Genomic DNA, 18,541 nt, shown 5'->3' with positions numbered 1-18,541 from the left:
AAGCGAATCTACGTAATGGCAGGAACTGGCTAGGGCAGGCCTCTCCCTGGATGGGTAGACACCTCACCTTCGCGACTGCGGGCGAGCCTGGCGCACAACGAAACCTTTCTCTCTATCGACTGCCCAATTCATCCCTTGAAGAGTTCGGCCAGCCAACCCTTCACCGCGATGGCAATTCGCTCCCGCAACAGGAACATCAAAACAGACAGGCCAAGGCTCACGCCCAACGCCTCGGCACCCAAGCGGGCGAACACGACGATGTTGATCAGAAGCAACACCATGATGCCAAAAAACTCAGCATTCGCTTTTGCTCCAGTGAGAACCTGCTGCTCAGTCAGCATCCACTTGGGCGACAGGCAAAACGGACAAACCGAAGACTCCGGGTCCCGGCCACCAACGGGGACGCCGCTGATGTAGAAGGGGGCGCTAGTGACCACCTTCGGGACCATCATTTTCTTGCAGCACTGGCACTCAACTTTGTCGTTTCGCATCTCGTTCACCAATGAACTCTTCCGCCACTAAACCGCATGTGCGGTTGTCGTCGGAATTTCGCGGGTCGTTGACTTGGGCTTGACCGCTTGCGCGGACAGCGGCTTGAGTCTCGCCGTCACGCCCGTCCCAGGCGTGTCTTGCAGTATCCAGGCGTCGAGCAGTACGACCCTGGCGCTGTTCTGATCCCTCGGCAGCACGCAGCCACAGGCACAGCGGTGCATGCGCTCACTGAGCAGTTTGGGCACGATGGCCCAGCAGGCTGAACAGCGCTGCGAGGGTTTTAATCGGCGCGTATCGGACAGATGCAAAACGGAACCAGCTTCGTGCGCTTTGTAGGTGAGCATCTGATGCGCCATGCTGAAGCCGGCCGAGAGAATTTCCCGGTTCAGTCCAGCCTTTTGCCGCACGCGACGGCCCGGTTTCTCAACCGTGCCCTTAGCGCTGCGGCTCATGTTCTGGGGTTGCAGTTCTTCCGTGGCGATCAGGGCGCAGCGCTGCACCAGGGAAGTCGTTTGTTTATGCAGGAAGTCGCGCCGTCCATCTGCAATGCGCTGGTGCAGACGGATGATTTCCTGGCTTAGCAGCCGATAGCGGTGCGAACCCCGCTTCCTTCTGGCGCGTTGTCGTTGCAGGTTGGCCAACTGGGGCAGCGCCTCGCGCAGCCAGCGGGGGTTTTCGATCTGGCTGCCATCATCAAAGTTGGCCCAGTGACTGACGCCCAGGTCGATACCAATTGCATCGTCGCCTGTTCGCTCACGCCGACAGGCGGACTCGGGCACCCGTAGGGTGATCGAGGCATACCACTGATCTTGGCCGGTGGCGTGATTGCGGCGGCGGCTGAGGGTCAGGTCATTCGGCGTGAAATCGGCGAAACGGTGGCGGCCCCGCAGACGAATCATCATCGCGCCCTTGCCGCTGCCCAGCCGCAACGTGCCGCCGCGCTGGCCGAGCTGCTGGAGCTTCCAGCCGGCTGGATCGGGGTAGGAGAAGCCCGAGTAGCGGGCGCTGGATTTGAAGCGGGGAAATCCCGGTGACTGGCCAGCTTTGACCCGGCGAAAGAACGCCTGAAAGGCTCGATCCAGTCGGCGCAGGGTCTCTTGCAGGGCATGACTACCCAGCTCGACCAGCTCCGGCCGAAACTGTTTTATGACGGGTAACGTGTTCTGTTGGTCGTAGTAGCTGATACTGATACCAGCTTTGCGGTACGCCTCGATGCGCTCCTGAAGCGCAGCGTTGTACAGTTCGGCGTGCAGGCGCACCCAGCCGTCCAGCCGTTCTTGCTGGCTGACATTGGGGTAAAGCCTAAAGGTCACTTTTCGCCTTTGCATGCTTCCGACCCTACAGCATCTCACCCATAACCCAAGTCGTCCGCTTGGCATGCCGCCTGGCTACGGGCCTGGCAGAGGATGTTCAGTGGTTGCACCAGATGCATCGGCCGGGCTTGAGCGCGTAACGAGCATTGATCTCCTTGCACTTGCTGCATGGGGTGAGAGTGATGTCTCCGGTCTTCATTGCGTTGCTGAGCTGGTAGCCATTGGAAGGGGAGATCATATCGCTGGCCTCGACGCCAACCGCTTTACACAGCTCCACATACTCACGATGAGCCGCAACCACCGCGCGAGCATTCGTCCGCCGAAGAGGATTGTCGGCGAGCAGCCTGTACACAGTGAGGTAGAGCAGGCTGTGAAGAGGGCTTTCAGCCAGTGTCTTATTCGGTGCCTGTATGCGCCCGCTTTGGGACTGGACAAGGGGGGTATCCCGTAGCAAGGAGCGCTTCATCCGAACTACCTCGTCTGCATTCAATCCTGTCCATTGCGCGACCAGCTTCGGCTGTAGCTTCTGCTGAAGCAACTCGGTCGCAACCACATCGAGGGGCATCGTAGACGGATAGTCTTTAACCCGGCCTATGCCACTTACGCCAGGCTTCAGGAAGTACCGAAGGTCGCCAAGCAATACGGTGGTCACGTCTCTCAGTTGATCATCTGGCGATGATAAGTTCATCCTCAGCTTCCTGAGGTTGCACCTGGTGCCAATCGAGAACCCGCCGCGGCTCACCAGCATCATGCGAGAGTCGAAAGATCCTGCCTCGAACACCCGATACCCAACATCGTCGAGGCCTACAGCCAGAATAGGGCTTGTTTCGTTGACGCGGGAGAAATGACAAAACTCCATGAACATGACCATCTTGTTGCCAATCTCCCTGAACTCCTCATCGTCCAGGTAGCCCCTGCCGACTTTCAGGGTGTTGTAGTGAACACGGTAGAGAGAAACGGGAAGGGCATCTACAGCGTTCAACTGACGCTGGTTCGCGCTCAAAGACGAAAGCCAAACCATATCGCTTTGAGTCAAGCGCTGCTCGGCGAGAATGACATTGAAATCCCGCAAGCCAGATGTCAGCCAGCGCAGGCCCATTTGTATCATCGATGCGTTGATCTTAACTCGCATGTCCCTGCCCTTACTTTAAACGCTGTAGTGAACGCCAAATGCTGAGCACATTACTCGCATACTCGCGTGCGTCAAGTTCACGCTTTGGGTTTCGTGTATGGTACCCACCAATAGCAAGTTGCATATCGACAGGATATTGAGCAATCGACTCGCAAAGTATCTGAGCACCAACGCGGATGTTCACCTCGGGGTCAAGAAGAAACTCCGGGCGCGCTACTCTATTGCCGTTCCAACGATAGTTTATTTGCATAATCCCTATGTCGGTGAGGATGTCTTCGGCAATATATTTGCCGAGTACAGCCTTGGCATCCATGTAGGTATTAGGGTACAGAGCGCCACTAGGTTCATTGCGAAGCGCAAACGGGTGTGGTGCAATCATCCCTTTTCCGGCAGATGTTTTAGATTCCTTTAGAGCTAGTGAATATAGAAGCAGAGGGTCCGGCTTGCATGCGGAGGCCATTGACGCTCGCTCCCACATCGTTCCTTTTAATGAAAAGCCATTAGCTTTAGCGCTCACTGAAGTACCTATGGCAATGCATGCAGATACTGCAATAAAAGAACTGATACGGATATTAAACATTTGCCCCCCTTATCCAGCTGGCAACTGGACGAGAGGCTGGCTCATTACTGACCTGTTCCTTTTTGTCATCAGCAACAATATTATCTTGCTGAGTATCTGCTTGCTTGCTTTTAGCATCTTCGGTCGCACTAATCATGCTTAGATATAGCGCTGCCATTGCAACAAGTCTTTTACCCCGATAATCGGGGTCAATAGTTTCAAGATGCGCGTGCAATTCTTGTGTCGCTGGCGTGACTCGACATTGTAGTCTCATCGTTTTATCCACATTCCCTCCTTAGCGCGTCCTTGCGCACCCGTTAAATTAAGAGCGTGCGATATGCCAGAAACCTTCGGCATTGCTTTTTACGCTGTTCACGGGCTTGACTACCAATGCATCGGGAAATTCTTTTCTGGCAAATGGCTCATACAATGAGGCTCCCCCGCCGCCGAGGATCACACAGTCGATAGCACGGCCCTTCAGGAATCGAAGTCCTTGCTTAATCTCAGTGAAAACGGATGGGATAACACGTTCGGCAGCACGCTCTAGATATTCTGCAAGTTCAACCTTGCGGCCATAAATCAGGATGTATGACTTACCCGACTGGAGCGCATGTTCAATCTTTTCTACGCCAGGAATACCGCCATGATCCTTCGCAATCTCTTCATTGCACGCTTCAAGTACAACAGACATAGCCTTGAGGCTGCTGCTGCTGGAGTTGACTACCAGCTCGCGATGGTCAAATACGACCCAATCAACACTGAAAAATCCCGGATCGATAATGATCGAAACTGACTCCTCAATAACTTCCGATGCATCTGAGTTGCAGTAGATCTCTGTCAGAGTCCCGATCGGCTGAGCAACAACCTCTACTCGCTTAACGGTAACCTCTCGCTTTGGCGTAATGCGATGCGTCCCAGTCATACGCTTTACTAGGGCTTCCACATAGGCCTTATCGCGAGCCTGCGAGACAGGAAGGCCAGTTACTAAGCAGTCAATCACGTCTTTATCACCCGCAGCATGCAGCAGAGCTCCCTTAAACAGGGCCTCATAGGCGTGCGAAGACGTGTAATCCTCGTGCAGTTCTCGTCCATCCTGAACACGGCCGGGCGCGGCAAATGCCACCCAGGGCGCTCCATCAACCTCCACGATTACTTCACCAGCGCGTAACCCAGAATCCCCAGGCAGAACGCTCAAGGGAGCGGCCTGCGAGGGGCGAATAATCGACTCCGGATGCCCATCCCCACTGCCAAAAACGCCAATCACGTTGCTGTAACCAATATCCAGACCTAAGGCGTTACCCATTCGAATGCCGCTCCCAGCAAAAAATGACAAAAGAAGTGCGTCAGATGACGACGCGAATGACCCCGCAGCACATGAAACCCCACATCCAAAGAATCCCAAGCGCTATATCTGCATCACCCGGTCACCAGATGACGACGCACCGTAATAATCAGCCTTCCTGAAAGCTTTGGGCTTCGTTTTCAGGACGTTTTAGCGTCTGAAAACGATCCACGCCTTCTCTGTCGACCCGCAAAATGCTCCCATCCACAAAGGAGCAACATATGAACTCACCCTCTGAAGCCCCCAAGCACCCAGCAGTAGCGGAGCTTGATCGCGTCTATTCCAGCCTTGTCGGCCGAGCGGAGGAGCTGCGCGACTCTTTCTTCCAGACAGCCCTTTCACTGCACGCAGGTAAGCCAGGGCACATACCGATCGTGATCCGTATCCGGCAATCCAGCCCGAATGCCGTCACCATCGAATGGGCGAAAGTCATTTTGCCGAGGCTCAAGGAAGGCGAAGCCAAGAAACCGCGGGTCATCCGGACAATCAATAAGGGTCAGGGAAGCAAGTACCCGGTCTCGTCGTTCTCATTCGTCAAGGAGCCCTTGAAGAACATCGTTCGGGCCTACGAAATCCAGCTCGCCGAGATCCGGGAAACGTGCTCGGTCATTCAGCGAGTCCGCCGTCAGCTTGTCCCTGCGGTGAAGAAAGCTGGCGTGGTTGACGGCTCGATTTCTGCGTTCATCACTCATGATTACCCCGCAACGTCCGACTAAGCGAGTCGCCTGGGAACTGTGCCGAAAAATGGTGGAGCCCAACAAAATCAAGGGCTCCGACCTACAACACCTCTTCACGACACCCCTTCACGACACCCTTCGACGATGACGACACCTCTTCACAGTACCGTTTGCTGCAAACTGACCCGGCTGAATAGCCGCGACGCCTTAGCGGGCGGGCGTTTCAGTCCAGCAACACCCCTTCACAACACCCCTTCACGACACCCCTTTGGCGATGACGACACCCCTTCACGGCAACCATCTGACGTGGATATCGCTACACGCCCCGTTGCGCGGGCCTTTCAGAGCGGCGCGCATGAAACTAGCCCCAATGCGATTTTCTCTCTATGTGAGGTGAACCGTCAGACTCCCATAAGCAAGCGAGGTGGTGTGAGGGTGGTTTTCCTGAACCTGTGTCGCGAAGCGGGTGAAGGGGGTGTAACGGAAGTGAGCAAGCACCTGCGGGCAGGTAGAGGGCGGGCAGCGGATTCGGAGCGCACTAAATCCTTGGGATTGATTGCGATGGTGGGAGCATTGGCACAGCGCAAATTTGCGGGCTGGAGTAAGCAGCCAGGATTGAGAGGGAGTAAATCTCATGCTCGGGAGCGAACAACTGGAACTACTGCTTGGATCAATCGGCGCGTTGAGTGCCGGGTTAGCAACCGCCTGGCTGACCTACTACGGATCGAGGTATGTACTCAGCGATGCGAAAACCGACTGCGCGAAACTGCGGGCGGCGATGAAAGCCTTGGCTGGCAAATCTGCGAGCGTAAGGGGAGGGCCTAGCGAATGATCTTCGCGAACCTGCCATACCTCGGAGCATGGACATCAGCAATCCACGGGATGATTTTCACTGGCATGTGCATTACCGGCATCGCTTGCTGCGTAAGCTTGTCGATCAAGTCAGCATTGGTTGTCACCAGCGTGATATCGAACCTAAAGAGCCGGCGAAACACGGCAATGAACAGGCGGTGACATTTGGAGTTTAGAAAAAGAGATGACGGCAGGTTATTCCCGCCGGTGCTACCAAACGGCGATTTCATAGGCGTTGCCCATGGGAGCCAACTCCGGCAGGTTCTTTTTTCAGTGCGGGATGACGGCCTGTACGGGGAGGGTGTATTTCTCCTATGGCACGAAATATCCGGCGTATCCATCACTGACGCCAAAGGATTCCAGATTCGGAGCGGAAAATATGCCAGCGGCGGAATTGGATTTTACGCAGGGGCATCTGCTCTGCTCGATTTGACTGGGGAAATCGTTACCCGGATAGATGGATACACTGTCGACTACTGCCTGATGAACCGAATTAGTTACGAATCAAACAGGAAGATCTAGTTTGATGCTGCGTGCGTGCGCTTTTAAACGTGTCGCGAAGCGGATGGATGCATGTTGTTAAGGTGAACCACAAATTTAGGGACAAGGGGATTTTATGTACGGCGTTAATGAGTTGATCGGGGCCAGCGGTAGTTTTTCTCTTGAAGGATACAACCTCCCTGCGGATAAGGAGTGGTCTGAGGAAATATTGGAGGTGCTGCATGCAGACATTCCGGGCAGTCATGATCTCCTAATTGCAATCGTACTCACTCAGGAGTGCGCAGGGTTGCGTGAGCGGAGTTCTATGGCGATGGCGGTAGTGCTTAGTGAATACGAGTCAACGCTCGGGCAAGCGGATGCGTTGCGAGCAAGAACGTTTTTTGCCGCCGCTATCACAGAGCTGAAGATGGTTCTCGATGAACTTAAAGACCAGCCGCAAGCAGAACAGGAAAAAGTGTTGTCGCGTTTGGGGGAGTATTTCGGGGCTGGCGTCCAAAAGTTGGACACCTCTTTTGAGGGGATGGAGCAAGTATACTTGCTGAGCAACCCGAATACGGGGAGATATTGGTTGTCGCTGAAACGTCATGCTTAATAACGTGTCGCGAAGCGGAGGATTGGCTGGTGAGTGAGTGCGCAATTGCAGACATGGATAAGCGCGCTCGCGCACTAGGCAGAATCAAGAAATGTTTTGCGCTCGCAAAATCCAGCAACCCGCATGAGGCCGAAGCAGCAATGCGGCAAGCCCGCAAACTTATGGACAAGTTCAAGCTGGAAGTAGGCGATGTGCGTGCTACCCAGGCGGAAGAATTCTCCCTGCGGATCGGTAAAGCCAAAAGCGTTCCGCCACAATGGATTCGCATGTTGTCGATGACTGTCTCTAAGGCGTTTGGCTGTGTGAGTTTCTACAGCTATGGGCCTGACGGGCAGTCGCTGATTTTTATTGGAGAAATCGGTAGCGCTGAAATGTCGGCCTATGCGTATGAGGTGCTTATCCGGCAACTGAAAGACTCCAAGAGAAAATACCTCTCAGGGGTCAGCATTCAGGGCACAGTGCAAAGGCGCAGAGCGGGAGTGCTGTATGCAGAAGCGTGGATCATCGGCGTACATAAACGAGTAGAGGAATTTGCCGGCATTACGGAAGAAGGGGAGCGGGCAATCCACGCTTATACCCAAAGACATTATCCTGGTGTTCCGATCACAAAGATGAAACGCCGAAAACTGGATATGGATGCGTACCGAGCGTACATTCAGGGCAAAATGGATGGTGAAAGCGTTTCTCTGCACAAACCCATGGGGCGTGACGAGCACAGGCAGTTGGAGTTGGAATGACGCAGGGCCCAGGAATAAGTCCCGCTCGAGCGGGATTTTTTTCGCCCGAGGTTTGTCCCCTGAAAGTGGGGGTAAGCCTGTGGATAAAGTCCTGGCGTGGCGGTCTGGAAACGCTCCCCCGGCGATGCTCAAATTTCAACCAGCCGGGCGAAATTCGACATCACACTTGACGTTCGCAATCGAGACAGAGATATTCCCCTCGGCACACGGGTAGGTGCCTGCCGTCCACATTGGCAAAGCGAAAGCACTACCGACAAACCAACGGAACCCTTATGGGTGCTCCGAAGTGGACACAGAGCATCAGCCTTTGGAGGCTGCCGTATGCAAAACCCAATCACACTCCGCGATATCGAAAACCTCAAAAAGCTCGCCAAACAGGCAAAGGCCCTTCACCCAGGACTGAGCCATGCGCAGCGCCTCAACCTGATGGCGCAGCATCATCTTCAAGCACGCAGCTATCACGAAGTTCGTAAGTGGGTCGCTCGCTCGTTAGAGCAGCACTACGAGCGGAAGGACGGTGGCGTGGTCTACTGCAAGCTCTGCCGCTTTTCTTTCGTCCCCGATGTAGCCGAGGACTCGACTACTCACGAGAAGCGTCACCTCAATTTTGAGGACGCTCTTTTCTCCCTCGGAGCGTTACCAGCTGCACATGCCACCCGAGAGCAAAGGAAACGCGAGGCGCATAACCTGATCCATTCCGCACCGTCCGCCGGCGAGGAACTGGCTGGAGTCGAGCAGCTGGTCAACGCCTGGTATGACCGTTCGCTGGAATCCGCGATCGGCAATGGCGACTGGAAGAAACACCCGAGCCTTGCCGAGTATGCCGCGATGATCGTTCCAACCGTTGAGGCCTGGTTGCGGCAGAGCAGGGTGTTGTACCTGTCCAAATACGGCTGCAATCGAGGCGTGATCCCAGAGGGTCAGACAACGTGGGTTCAGCCTGAAGGCTGATAGGGTTGGGTCTTTTGGGGAAGCTGCGACAATCGGCACGTTGATTGATCCCATCTTCCCCAGGACTTCCCACATGAGCCGAGATACCTACGAAGCCAACATCGCCTTCATCGACCAGACGGTAAAGCGCCTGGAACGCAATGAAGTGAGCATCGACGAGTTGGAGACCCTTGCTCGCGAATTTGCGGATGCCCGTAAGTTCTGCGCCGACCGGCTTACCCGCATCGAGGGCGTTGTTCAAGCGACCTTGGGCGCTGAAGAGGGACAGGCCGGTGAGCGCACCTGATCCGATTGAGCAGCACCTCACTCTCAGCGCATACCTTACCCAGATCCAGAAGGCCATCCGTGCTGCGGTGCCAGACAGCTGCTGGGTTGTTGCAGAACTCAGTGACTTCAAGCGCCGCCCGAACGGCCACTGCTACATGGACATCTTGGAGTCGCGTGATGGAGCCGAGGTCGCGAAGGCACGGTGCACCATGTTTGCGAACGTCGCCGGCAAGGTACTTGGTGAGTGGCAGCAGGCAACCGGAGGCCTGCCCCAAGCAGGAATGAACGTCCTGCTGAAAGTGAGGGCAGATTTTTCCCCTCAGTTTGGCTTCTCCCTGATGGTCACCGGCATCGACCCGAGCTACACGCTGGGTGACATGCAGGCCAAGATGCAGAAGATCATTGCCTCCCTGAAGGAGCGGCAGTGGTTCGACCTACAGCGGGGACTTCCCTCTCCAGGGGGGTTCTGGCGCGTTGCGGTTGTGGCTCCGCACGAGGCTGCTGGGCTGGCCGATTTTCGGCGTGATGCAGAGCAGTTGGCTGCGGCCGAGGTGTGCGGCTTCGAGTATTTCTCAGCGACGTTCCAGGGGCGTGATGCATCAGACAGCATCCGCTCTGCGTTGCGGACGGTTCATGAGCAACATCAACAGCAGCCATTCGACGCCGTATGCATCATCCGCGGGGGTGGGGCGAAAAGCGATCTGGCCTGGCTCAACGACGCGAACCTTGCGGCTTGGGTGTGCCGGTTGCCTGTGCCGGTATTCACCGGCATTGGGCACGAGATCGACGAATGCGTGCTTGACCTCGTGGCACACCGCCGGTTCGACACACCATCGAAGGTCATCGGGTTCATCAAAACAGCGCTCATGTCTGAGGCCTCAACTGCTCGGGCTCAGGTCGAGCGGGCCAACGGCATGATCTTGCGCCTGGTGTCTGGGCAAGCCCCGCATCTGGATCGCGCTTGGAGCACCTTCAGCCGGCGGGTGACGGAAACGCTCCATGGGGAGCATCGGCAACTGTTGCAACAGCAAAGCAGCCTCGACAAAGGCCGAGACCGCCTCCTCAGTCAACAGCGCATGGCCCTCCAGCTCGCGCAGGATCGATTTTCAAGGCTCGGGGCTGGTCTGTGTGTAGCTGAGCGCCAAAGGGGGCTGTTTGCCGCCTCGAGGGTGGCTTCCCTGAGTAGGGCGCTGATCGCCAAGGAAATTTCGCGCCTGGAGCTTGCATGCACGGTCTACGACAAGACAAATCCGCTTGCACTGCTCGGGAGAGGCTTTGCCTTAGTCCGTGGCCCTGGTGGGGAGATAATCAGCAGTGCCCAGCAGGCTCGCGATGCAGGCAAGCTGGATCTGGCCTTCGCCGATGGCCATGTCATTGCGGAAGTGGCAAAAGCGCAATGACGCAGCAGAAATATTCCATCTAAATTGCCGAAGAAGGCTGCGAGTGGCGAACCGCAGAGCACTAACCCGAAAGGTTGAGGAAACCAGACTTGAAAAAACCCACGGCGGTTCAAACGAACAAGCTGGTGCGAAGCAAGCTCAGCCCAAAAACTCCCAGTCAGGCCCAAGTCGATGCTATGGCTGAGAGCATTCTCAGTTACGGAATCATGGAGCCCCTTTTGGTTACCCGTCTTGGTGACCGCTATGAGATCACCCCTGGCGGTGGCCAGGTTCGCTGGCTGGCAGCTAAGAAACTGGCTATGGATATAGTCCCTATCCGTGTCGTGGAGCTCGATGATCATTCCAAGGCCGCAGTAGCCCTTATTTGCAACACTGTCCGAGAGAATATTGCACCAGAAGAGGTCATCAACAGCCTCGAAAGGCTGGTTTCCGAGTTCGGGGTAAATGCGGCCGATATTGTGACTGAGCGACTACCTGAGCTTCAGGAGATATCTGCTGAGCACCCGGAGTTTCAAGACCGGATCAAATCCTTACTTGATAGCTGTGAAATCGAAAACTGATCAAGGAAAGCGGATATGGCCAGCCGACGCCAGCCCTTCACCCCATGCAAGCTGTACATCGATGGCGCCGACGACCTAAGCGCTGGCGACTACATCCTCACTTCCGGTGGGTCGGCCTACCTGGTGCAGGCTACTCGGCCCAGCCCGAGCAAACCTGAGCGTCTGTATCTGAACTGCCTGCGCTGGCCGTCCGATCAGATCCCCGAGGACGCCAGGTGCTACCAGCTCAACTGGTACCGGCGTTGAGATAGTGTGACCTCCGGCTGGCCTGGCATACACTGGATAGCTGGGCCCGCCTCCGGCGATAGTGCTGGTTGCGGTCGACGATGTTCATTTCACCGAGATAAAAGCGTGAGCGACCCGGTTCTTTACATCCCACTGCTGGCTTCACAGGCCGATACCTTGGTTGATCCGAGTGGTTCTGCCCGTGTCCTGCTGGGGCAATGGGACGTGGCCCAAGTGGCGTCGGTAGCTGTCATCCAGAACTTACCGGCCCTGGACGGAAAGCCGAAAAGCGAAATGCTCGTTGAGAAGGCCCTGGCCGAGTTGATCTCAGTCGGAACGGAACTGAGCCAAACGCATCCACCTGGTACGTTTTCTAGCCTGATTGCCGGCCGATTTAAGCGAGAGTTGTTTGAGCGAGGGCTGGCGCTTATGCCTCGGCTGCGGCTGCGCTTCCTGGATGAGGAGACGCTGGACGCGAAGCAATTCCTGAATGGTGGCCACTGGGACTTCAACTTCTGTGCGGCGCACACCCAAAAGCTCAACCCGCTCAAGCATTCGTTCGAGACCCCATCGGGGAAAACAATTTCTCTGTCGAATCAGCAGAGCCGGACGTTTCGCGTTATTCACGCCGAACCCGATGAGAGCATCCATATCCAGGGCCTGGCTGGTACCGGCAAGACCCACATGATCGAACGCTTGGTGGACTCGCTTTCATCATGTCGACCACTCATGCTGGCGTTCACCGCGGTGCAGCTCCAGGCCCTGATGCAGCGAATCGGAGCCGCGAACGTGAGAGGAATGACGTTCGGAGATCTCGCCAACTACGTGCTTGAACGAAGTGTCGGTTATTACAGGCCGGGCAAGCGGGCATCCGCTCGGCACCAGGTTACCCCGGAAGACATCGCTTCCCGGTTAGGCTTCGGGTCGATAAGTAGGCTCAGTCCAGCCCAAGTAGCCACGGCCTGCGCGAGGATGGTTGCCTCCTTTTGCAACAGCACTGACCTTGCCTTATCAGAGCAGCACATCCCCAAAGGGCTTACCCTCGATGCCGTAGATCGGTTGGTGCTGGTAGGGTATGCGCAAAGGCTGTGGGACCAGACCATAGAACCAACCGATCAGCGCCTTCAGCTCCCGCTTCGCGGCTATCACCGAATCAAGCACATGACCCTTCTTCATGAGGCGGTCATAGGTCTGGAGTTCACCCACATCATTGTCGATGAAGCTCACGACCTGAGCTGGCCACTCTCGGTATTTCTCGACCGCTGTACCCAGCCCGTGATTACCCTGGGTGACGCCTGCCAGCGCCTGGATGGGAGCTACTATCAACGGGCTAGCACACTCCGCAAGCACGAGATCACCCACTCCATTCGCGCCGGCCGGCAGATCGAGGGAGTCATAAACCCCCTCATCGACAAACACCCGATACTGAAATTGGCTTCGCTCGAGGGCAACAACGGCATCGAGACAAAGGTTGTCTACTACGACAAGCCAGAGGTTCCCTCCGGGGCCGTGACGATACTGGTTGATTCCGAGTGGGGATTATTCGAATGGTTTCAGCGCCTGGGGAGCGCTGGCGCGACTTTCAGCTTGCTACCTGGAGCAATCAACACCTTCCGCCGGTTCATTCTCGATTGCATTGGCCTGTTCCATGATCAGGTACGGCCAACCCACAGCGCGCTCTTCAGGTACACCAACTGGGATGATCTCCGGGCGGACATGGGCAGCAAAAACAGTAGCTTTCAGCGCATCGACCGGATGCTCAGTAAGGGCTATAGCTCATCAGAGTTCGAGGCATCGTTACTCAACCTCGATGCATCAGGGACAGCCCAACTACAGCTCGGTCGGGTCATGGACGCACGCAATTCAGAGATCGACGCTGTGATGCTCGCACCAGACTTGCTCAGTCAAGTAGGGCCTGGTGACCGCATTGCAGCGAGCAAGGCTTTTGCAGCCCTTTACACGGGTGGATCGAGAGCTCGTCACAAGCTCATCGTTCCTGGTTATCTCCGCGACTGGGCGTCTGATATGTCCACGGCAGCGAAAGCTCAGATAACCCCATCTTCATGATGGTGGGCTCCATGAAAACAGTGCTGTCTCGAAGGCAGCGGCCAACAGCAATTGAATGGCGTTGCTGCAACGTCCTCCTTGGCTAGAGAGAAAAGATCACCCTGGTAATCGGCATAGCACAGCGCGGCATGGAGCGCAGGCAGCGTGTCGGCGAAGCGTGTCACGCTGGTACCGTCGAAGGAATTAGCACTGGCGGCAGCGCACATTCCGATCCGTCGAGCGCTGTTGACCCGGCCAACGTGGTAGTAGCAGTTGCGGCGACGAGAAAGGACACCCCAGGCAGCCATGGTTTGCAGCTTCCAAGGGGTGCTCCCTCCGAGAAATATCCCTACGGATGGGCTCAAGAACTCACGCACATCGTCTGGCTCCATTCCATCCTGCACAGCAATGAGCAACCTTTGAGGGAATCCCTTTAGCCGATCTAGCCAGCGCAGGCTGAAATCCAGCGACTCCATCCCACCTGCCACGATGTCAGGTAGGACAACCCAGTCAGCGTCTTCGCCAAGAAGATCCACGGCACGGCCGAAAGCACGCTCATCGAACGGCGTGCCCTGCTGGAAAGCGCTCCACGCTCCGTTGTCCAAGGCGTAATGCTCGAACCCCTCCGTGCGCAGAACCCCGGTCGCAGAAACGAGTAAACGCCAACCCGCCCCGCGCATTGCTGCGAGGTTGCGGCGTGTGCCCGTTCGGCTTGCATACGAGACCATCGGCGGAGGGATGTAGCCAAGCCGCTCCTCAATATCCAGCTCCATGTCGGCTGACCCGTCCATGCAGTAGTAATCGGCATAGGCTGCTAGCGCTTGGGCATTGCCTTGACGATGGCCATCGCGGTAAGCCTGAAGCCAAGCGGGGAGGCGGTTGATTTCCATGCTGGTGGTTCCTGGTAGGAGGTGGCCACCGTCTCATTTCCTACCGAAATCCCAACGGCCGCCGGCGCAATGCCTGATAGGGCCAGATACAAGCACTCCAGATAGAAATTATCCCCCTGAGTAGGGAGAACGTTTTCTGACCGCTTTACGACCTGATTACGGCCTTGCTGGCGCTGACGGCGTGGAATAATCGGCCGACATCAGCGATCCAACGGTTTCCCTTATGAAAGATATTGACCTGATCAAGCTACTGCCGGAACTCCAACCAGCGGTACTGCACCTCGACGACCATCCTGGTGGGGAGCCTATGAGCAGAGCAGTGATGGTTACTTACCGCCTCTCAACACCACCGCAAAGGGCGCGGATTTTCGACGAATCAGATCGCCCACAAGGTGATCTTCTATCGCCTACAAATTTCCCGGCCGAAGGGTGCCACGAGATCTGGGTTGGCAACAATTTGGCTGGGCTGTGTTCCCTTGAGTTGACAGCACTCCAGAGCAAAGGCGAGACCAGCTTTCATCTGATGCTCAAGGCCATTTATCTTGCGCCGGTTCACCGTAAGACTGGTCTGTGTCGCCGACTCTGTGAGGTGGCGTTTGAGCATGTCATGCAGCAGGTACTGCTGCTGATCATGACAACGCCGGATCGTACGACACGCCTGTTCGAGCTAGAAGCAGACGCACACCTGTACAGCTTGGGAGGTCAGGCAGCGATCAAGATCATCGCCGAGTTATTGGAAAGTAAGGTGCAACTGATTACTGCAAGCCGCGGTTATGCAGTTGAAGCGCACACGACGACATGCAATTTATAGCGAGGACGCATAATGAATGATCTGTCGAAAGCCCTACTGGGGATGGCGATACTGCCCCTCCCGTTACTGGGCTCGCTTGCTGCGTTACCTGACGTAGACGCACCCAGCCAAGGAACCTGGGTAGTCGCCGGCATCGTCGCTGCTGCTGGCGCTCTCGGGGCTTGGTTTCTTGAGTGGACGGAGCGGAAAGTGGTGGCGAATCGCGTCGTCATCGACCTGAAGCCGAATCAAGTGATCGTCGACGGAGTGCCGATCGACTGCCCGTTTTCCTCCATGACTCATTTCTTCAGGAGCCGCGATGCTCTTGTCGAGGCTGTTGGTATCGCCGTCAACGAGGCCATGCTCAAACAGGAGAAATTCCTTGTCGCACGAAAATCGGCACTCATTAGGATCTGGCCAGGGAGCTTTCAGGTGACCGACTTCGAGCTGGAGGCGCTTTCCGAGGCCATGACAGCCGAGTTCATTTCGCCGGCGTTTGAGCTGATGGGGCAACCGATGGCTCCGCAGGAAAACCGCAACCTCCCCAGTGCTCCGGCAGTGAATCGCTGAGCACACAACGCCTTCCGGACAGAGGAATCGAACAGTGGCCATCAACGAAGAAATTCAAGCGGTACTCAGCAGCCCTGAAACCAGCTACTGGCTGAAGAGCAGTTTGGAGAATGCGCTCCACCGCGATTGCGTGGATGCGGCCAATGACGCCGAGCTGCTGCACGACCTGCTGACTCGGCGGTGCGATGCAGTCTTGAATGGTCAGTTAGAATCATCTCAATCGAAATAGGGAAGTAACCGCATGCTTTTGAAATCTGTAAAGAAGTCACTCGGCACGGCTACGCTGCTCGCTGTCTTTGGGCTGTGCGTCTTCGGTTATCCGACCGAGATCAACAGGATGCTCGGTATCCAAGGGCTCCTTCGTGAGGGCGAGAGGCTGAATGGGCCAGAGGACATCACCATGCTCATACGAGCAGTTTTGGGGATTGTTGTGGGGGCGGCGGCCTGCGTTGGTGTTTGGAAAATCCTCAGATCCCTGTTTCCAACCCCTTCTTGATACTGGGTATAGCTCAGAAACGGCAGGGCCGGTCATCATGGCAGGCGCATCCGTTCGTGATACATGATCTGTTTCAAGAGGTGCAGGGCCACTAGATCACCGCCCACCTGGGCGCGCCAAGACTGGTGGACGGTCTTATAGAGCTTGTCGACCTCTGCCAGCACACGCCGATATCGAGCTACTTCGAGAGCCAGGCGGCGTATGTCAGGATCGTCATGCGCTGACCAAATGCGACGCAGCTCGTCGAGCGTCACCGGCTCGAATGGCGGCAGTTCCGAAGAGGGCATAGTACGCCTCACTGTATGTAAAGACAGTATAGTCGCACAGGATTATGGTCGTTGCTTACACGGACCGAATCAGAACAGATCGATCTGACCCAGTGAGTTACCACCCAGCCGGGCTATCAGCGCAGCACGGTCATGCAGGATGGGCTGAAGATCGCTTCTGAAAATCTGGTTGGACATCCGCATCATCCGATCCCAGTCGCCATGGTCGCCCTTGTAGATCGCGATGGTTCCCAACCCCATCAGGTAATGCAGCCCCGCAGTCGGAGACTGGTCGAAGGTCACGCGGGACAGGGCGTTATCCAGCTCGAAGTTCACGAACAGCTCTGCACCTTCGCGATCGATCTCGAATCCGCTGCTGGTCACCACGTCCATGACCACCATGCCACTGCGTGTTGTGGTCAGGAACTCAGCATCGGCAGCAGCATGGGAAATACTGCGCAGGCCGTTGAACATTCCCTGGTACTGATCATCACAGAACGGCACCTCGACCTCGGGGTAGCGCAGGTCTGCCTCGGTGTACTTTGGCAGCGCCGCGATATCTGGGATCTCATAGCGAACACCTTGCTCGTAGACCTCCAGGAACACCCTCATTGCGGTAAACGGCTTCTGGTATCCATACCGGCCCCAAAGCGCCTCGACCGCCAGCAGTTGCTGGATATCCAGGAGCGTGAAGCGCGGCTTGATACCGGCTTGCTCGGCGGCGTCAAACTCGTCGAGCTGGATCGTGAGCATGATTCCCAGCAGCTCTTTGGTGAATGTCGGCGAGTAGGAATTCGGAGCGATTTTTATCGTCCCCGTTTCCTTATCAACCGTCCGTGCCAGCCAGCATCGAGCGCTTGGATCGAAGTGGCGGGCCTTGATGTAGTTCCGCAAGTCGTTCAGGGGCTTGAGCCAGTCGTACTCGCCGCCTTCTTTGGCAATCATGCTCTCGGCCGACGAGTCTCGAGAGACGCGGGTACATGACCAGCAGCCTGTCCGATGGCCACACGCTGGGCGCTCGGATTGTTTCCCGGCCAGGTAGACGTTCACCATGCAGTCACCGCCATTCATGTCGCGGTAGATCTCAACCAGCTGGTTGAAGCGGTCGTAGCACTCAATCCGGCCGGCTATCACCTGGCCGATGTAGCTGAACACGTCCATGGTGGTCATTTCAGCGATTGGGCTGAGTACCCAGTCGTGCCCGCCAGCGCCGGCGGCGAGGTTCACAGCTTCAAAGGCGCTCTCGCCGCGCTCAGACATTTTCCGCTCGCGCTGCACGGACTCATCGAACCGGGTACCGATCAGCGAAACGATATCGTCATCAGCACACTTGCGGCCGAGGCGAGCCGCGACATCCCTGAGGATTGCCTTCTTCACTCGCTTCAGTGGATCTGCTTTGGTCATTTGCTGGCATTTGGCGTTGGAGCCAACGCTGGCGATGATGCGCCCACCGACCAGGCTAACAAGGTAGTCATTGCTCAGACCCGGCTTCGCTACCCACACCTTCAACTCGATGCCCGCAGCCTTCGCGTAGGCCTGCATTTGCTGCATCTGGCTCTGGTTGTAGCAGTGGATCACCGGGTTTTCCATGCGGGTGTCGGAGTGCATGACGTTCAAGGTTGGCACCGCGAAACCTTCGGTGGCCAGCTCGCGAATTGCAGTGAACGCGATGTTCAGCGTAACGCTTGAGTCCTTGCCGCCACTCCACGCCACAACAGGCTGCTTGCCGGCCCGCACGACGCGCTTCACAGCTTCGACCGCACCGGCAATCTTCTCGGTCAGAGTCTTCTCAGGCCCACGAACAACATTGGCAGGCATCTCCTGGACGCCAGCGGAAGAGAACAGATCGACATCGAACAGCTGCATGACAAGCTCCGTGCTTG

23 protein-coding genes are annotated in these 18,541 nt (G+C 56.4%); 13 read left to right on the top strand and 10 right to left on the bottom strand.

The genetic code is table 11. From position 1 onward, the window contains the following. Nucleotides 1–128: 128 nt before the first annotated feature. The 6 genes from AC1Q8Q_RS11850 to AC1Q8Q_RS11825 all read right to left on the bottom strand — a co-directional run bounded on the left by AC1Q8Q_RS11850 (nt 129) and on the right by AC1Q8Q_RS11825 (nt 4,799). Nucleotides 129–500 carry a hypothetical protein gene (locus tag AC1Q8Q_RS11850; RefSeq protein WP_169715582.1) on the bottom strand — a complete coding sequence of 124 codons (372 nt, stop codon included), beginning with the start codon at nt 498–500 and terminating at the stop codon, nt 129–131. A gap of 18 nt (nt 501–518) precedes the next feature. Further along, entirely contained in the window at nt 519–1,820 is a 1,302-nt protein-coding gene (locus AC1Q8Q_RS11845) for an RNA-guided endonuclease InsQ/TnpB family protein (RefSeq protein ID WP_028621615.1), read from the bottom strand. 82 nt (nt 1,821–1,902) lie between these two features. Then, on the bottom strand, nt 1,903–2,937 hold the full coding sequence (locus tag AC1Q8Q_RS11840) for a hypothetical protein (RefSeq protein ID WP_013100922.1): 1,035 nt from the start codon (nt 2,935–2,937) through the stop codon (nt 1,903–1,905). A 10-nt stretch (nt 2,938–2,947) separates the two neighbouring features. Beyond that, nucleotides 2,948–3,517: a transglycosylase SLT domain-containing protein gene (locus AC1Q8Q_RS11835; protein WP_013100924.1), complete on the bottom strand. Its 570-nt coding sequence runs from the start codon at nt 3,515–3,517 to the stop codon at nt 2,948–2,950. Beyond that, complete coding sequence (locus AC1Q8Q_RS11830) at nt 3,510–3,782, bottom strand: hypothetical protein (RefSeq protein WP_080922816.1); 273 nt, start codon at nt 3,780–3,782, stop codon at nt 3,510–3,512. Before AC1Q8Q_RS11830 ends, AC1Q8Q_RS11835 begins: the two co-directional genes overlap by 8 nt. A 36-nt stretch (nt 3,783–3,818) precedes the next feature. Further along, nucleotides 3,819–4,799: a ParM/StbA family protein gene (locus tag AC1Q8Q_RS11825; protein ID WP_028621613.1), complete on the bottom strand. Its 981-nt coding sequence runs from the start codon at nt 4,797–4,799 to the stop codon at nt 3,819–3,821. A 260-nt stretch (nt 4,800–5,059) separates the two neighbouring features. Here AC1Q8Q_RS11825 and mobI point away from each other — a divergent pair, with 260 nt between their 5' ends. After that, nucleotides 5,060–5,554, top strand: coding sequence for a conjugative transfer protein MobI(A/C) (gene mobI / locus AC1Q8Q_RS11820; RefSeq protein WP_013100926.1), 495 nt, complete (start codon nt 5,060–5,062; stop codon nt 5,552–5,554). Nucleotides 5,555–6,336: 782 nt separating this feature from the next. Here the strand turns inward: mobI and AC1Q8Q_RS11815 are convergent. Then, entirely contained in the window at nt 6,337–6,597 is a 261-nt protein-coding gene (locus AC1Q8Q_RS11815) for a hypothetical protein (RefSeq protein ID WP_158247788.1), read from the bottom strand. Between the two features lie 386 nt (nt 6,598–6,983). Here AC1Q8Q_RS11815 and AC1Q8Q_RS11810 point away from each other — a divergent pair, with 386 nt between their 5' ends. The 8 genes from AC1Q8Q_RS11810 to AC1Q8Q_RS11775 all read left to right on the top strand — a co-directional run bounded on the left by AC1Q8Q_RS11810 (nt 6,984) and on the right by AC1Q8Q_RS11775 (nt 13,667). Beyond that, the gene (locus tag AC1Q8Q_RS11810; protein WP_011154398.1) at nt 6,984–7,460 is read left to right on the top strand and encodes a hypothetical protein; all 477 of its coding nucleotides are present in this window, start codon (nt 6,984–6,986) and stop codon (nt 7,458–7,460) included. A 29-nt stretch (nt 7,461–7,489) separates the two neighbouring features. Beyond that, entirely contained in the window at nt 7,490–8,197 is a 708-nt protein-coding gene (locus AC1Q8Q_RS11805) for a DUF2786 domain-containing protein (protein ID WP_256585968.1), read from the top strand. A gap of 321 nt (nt 8,198–8,518) precedes the next feature. After that, nucleotides 8,519–9,148 carry a hypothetical protein gene (locus AC1Q8Q_RS11800; protein WP_013100930.1) on the top strand — a complete coding sequence of 210 codons (630 nt, stop codon included), beginning with the start codon at nt 8,519–8,521 and terminating at the stop codon, nt 9,146–9,148. Between the two features lie 73 nt (nt 9,149–9,221). Beyond that, the gene (locus AC1Q8Q_RS11795; protein WP_013100931.1) at nt 9,222–9,434 is read left to right on the top strand and encodes an exodeoxyribonuclease VII small subunit; all 213 of its coding nucleotides are present in this window, start codon (nt 9,222–9,224) and stop codon (nt 9,432–9,434) included. Further along, the gene (xseA, locus tag AC1Q8Q_RS11790; RefSeq protein ID WP_013100932.1) at nt 9,421–10,815 is read left to right on the top strand and encodes an exodeoxyribonuclease VII large subunit; all 1,395 of its coding nucleotides are present in this window, start codon (nt 9,421–9,423) and stop codon (nt 10,813–10,815) included. Before AC1Q8Q_RS11795 ends, xseA begins: the two co-directional genes overlap by 14 nt. 89 nt (nt 10,816–10,904) lie before the next feature. Then, nucleotides 10,905–11,375, top strand: coding sequence for a ParB/RepB/Spo0J family partition protein (locus AC1Q8Q_RS11785; protein WP_102685525.1), 471 nt, complete (start codon nt 10,905–10,907; stop codon nt 11,373–11,375). Nucleotides 11,376–11,390: 15 nt separating this feature from the next. Next, nucleotides 11,391–11,621: a hypothetical protein gene (locus AC1Q8Q_RS11780; RefSeq protein ID WP_028619968.1), complete on the top strand. Its 231-nt coding sequence runs from the start codon at nt 11,391–11,393 to the stop codon at nt 11,619–11,621. A gap of 105 nt (nt 11,622–11,726) precedes the next feature. Next, a complete protein-coding gene (locus AC1Q8Q_RS11775) occupies nt 11,727–13,667 on the top strand; it encodes a DEAD/DEAH box helicase family protein (RefSeq protein ID WP_102685526.1) in 1,941 nt (646 codons plus the stop codon). Here AC1Q8Q_RS11775 and AC1Q8Q_RS11770 read toward each other — a convergent pair. After that, nucleotides 13,646–14,536, bottom strand: coding sequence for a hypothetical protein (locus tag AC1Q8Q_RS11770; protein WP_102685527.1), 891 nt, complete (start codon nt 14,534–14,536; stop codon nt 13,646–13,648). The genes AC1Q8Q_RS11775 and AC1Q8Q_RS11770 overlap by 22 nt on opposite strands. 223 nt (nt 14,537–14,759) lie before the next feature. On the opposite strand from AC1Q8Q_RS11770, the gene AC1Q8Q_RS11765 reads away from it, so the two are divergent. The 4 genes from AC1Q8Q_RS11765 to AC1Q8Q_RS11750 are packed head-to-tail and all read left to right on the top strand — an operon-like array spanning nt 14,760 to nt 16,392. After that, nucleotides 14,760–15,347, top strand: coding sequence for a hypothetical protein (locus AC1Q8Q_RS11765; protein WP_102685528.1), 588 nt, complete (start codon nt 14,760–14,762; stop codon nt 15,345–15,347). A gap of 12 nt (nt 15,348–15,359) precedes the next feature. Then, a complete protein-coding gene (locus AC1Q8Q_RS11760; protein ID WP_102685529.1) occupies nt 15,360–15,896 on the top strand; it encodes a hypothetical protein in 537 nt (178 codons plus the stop codon). 34 nt (nt 15,897–15,930) lie between these two features. Then, the gene (locus AC1Q8Q_RS11755; protein ID WP_102685530.1) at nt 15,931–16,125 is read left to right on the top strand and encodes a hypothetical protein; all 195 of its coding nucleotides are present in this window, start codon (nt 15,931–15,933) and stop codon (nt 16,123–16,125) included. A gap of 12 nt (nt 16,126–16,137) precedes the next feature. Then, a complete protein-coding gene (locus AC1Q8Q_RS11750) occupies nt 16,138–16,392 on the top strand; it encodes a hypothetical protein (RefSeq protein ID WP_102685531.1) in 255 nt (84 codons plus the stop codon). Between the two features lie 35 nt (nt 16,393–16,427). Here AC1Q8Q_RS11750 and AC1Q8Q_RS11745 read toward each other — a convergent pair whose 3' ends face one another. Together AC1Q8Q_RS11745 and AC1Q8Q_RS11740 are read right to left on the bottom strand one after the other, a co-directional pair. Further along, nucleotides 16,428–16,679, bottom strand: coding sequence for a hypothetical protein (locus AC1Q8Q_RS11745; protein ID WP_102685532.1), 252 nt, complete (start codon nt 16,677–16,679; stop codon nt 16,428–16,430). Between the two features lie 69 nt (nt 16,680–16,748). Next, the gene (locus AC1Q8Q_RS11740) at nt 16,749–18,524 is read right to left on the bottom strand and encodes a phosphoadenosine phosphosulfate reductase domain-containing protein (RefSeq protein WP_102685533.1); all 1,776 of its coding nucleotides are present in this window, start codon (nt 18,522–18,524) and stop codon (nt 16,749–16,751) included. Between the last annotated feature and the right edge of the window lie 17 nt (nt 18,525–18,541).

The sequence above is a fragment of the Pseudomonas sp. GW823-FHT06B06 genome (genome assembly GCF_058795195.1).
This window is presented reverse-complemented; position numbering and strand designations above follow the sequence as displayed.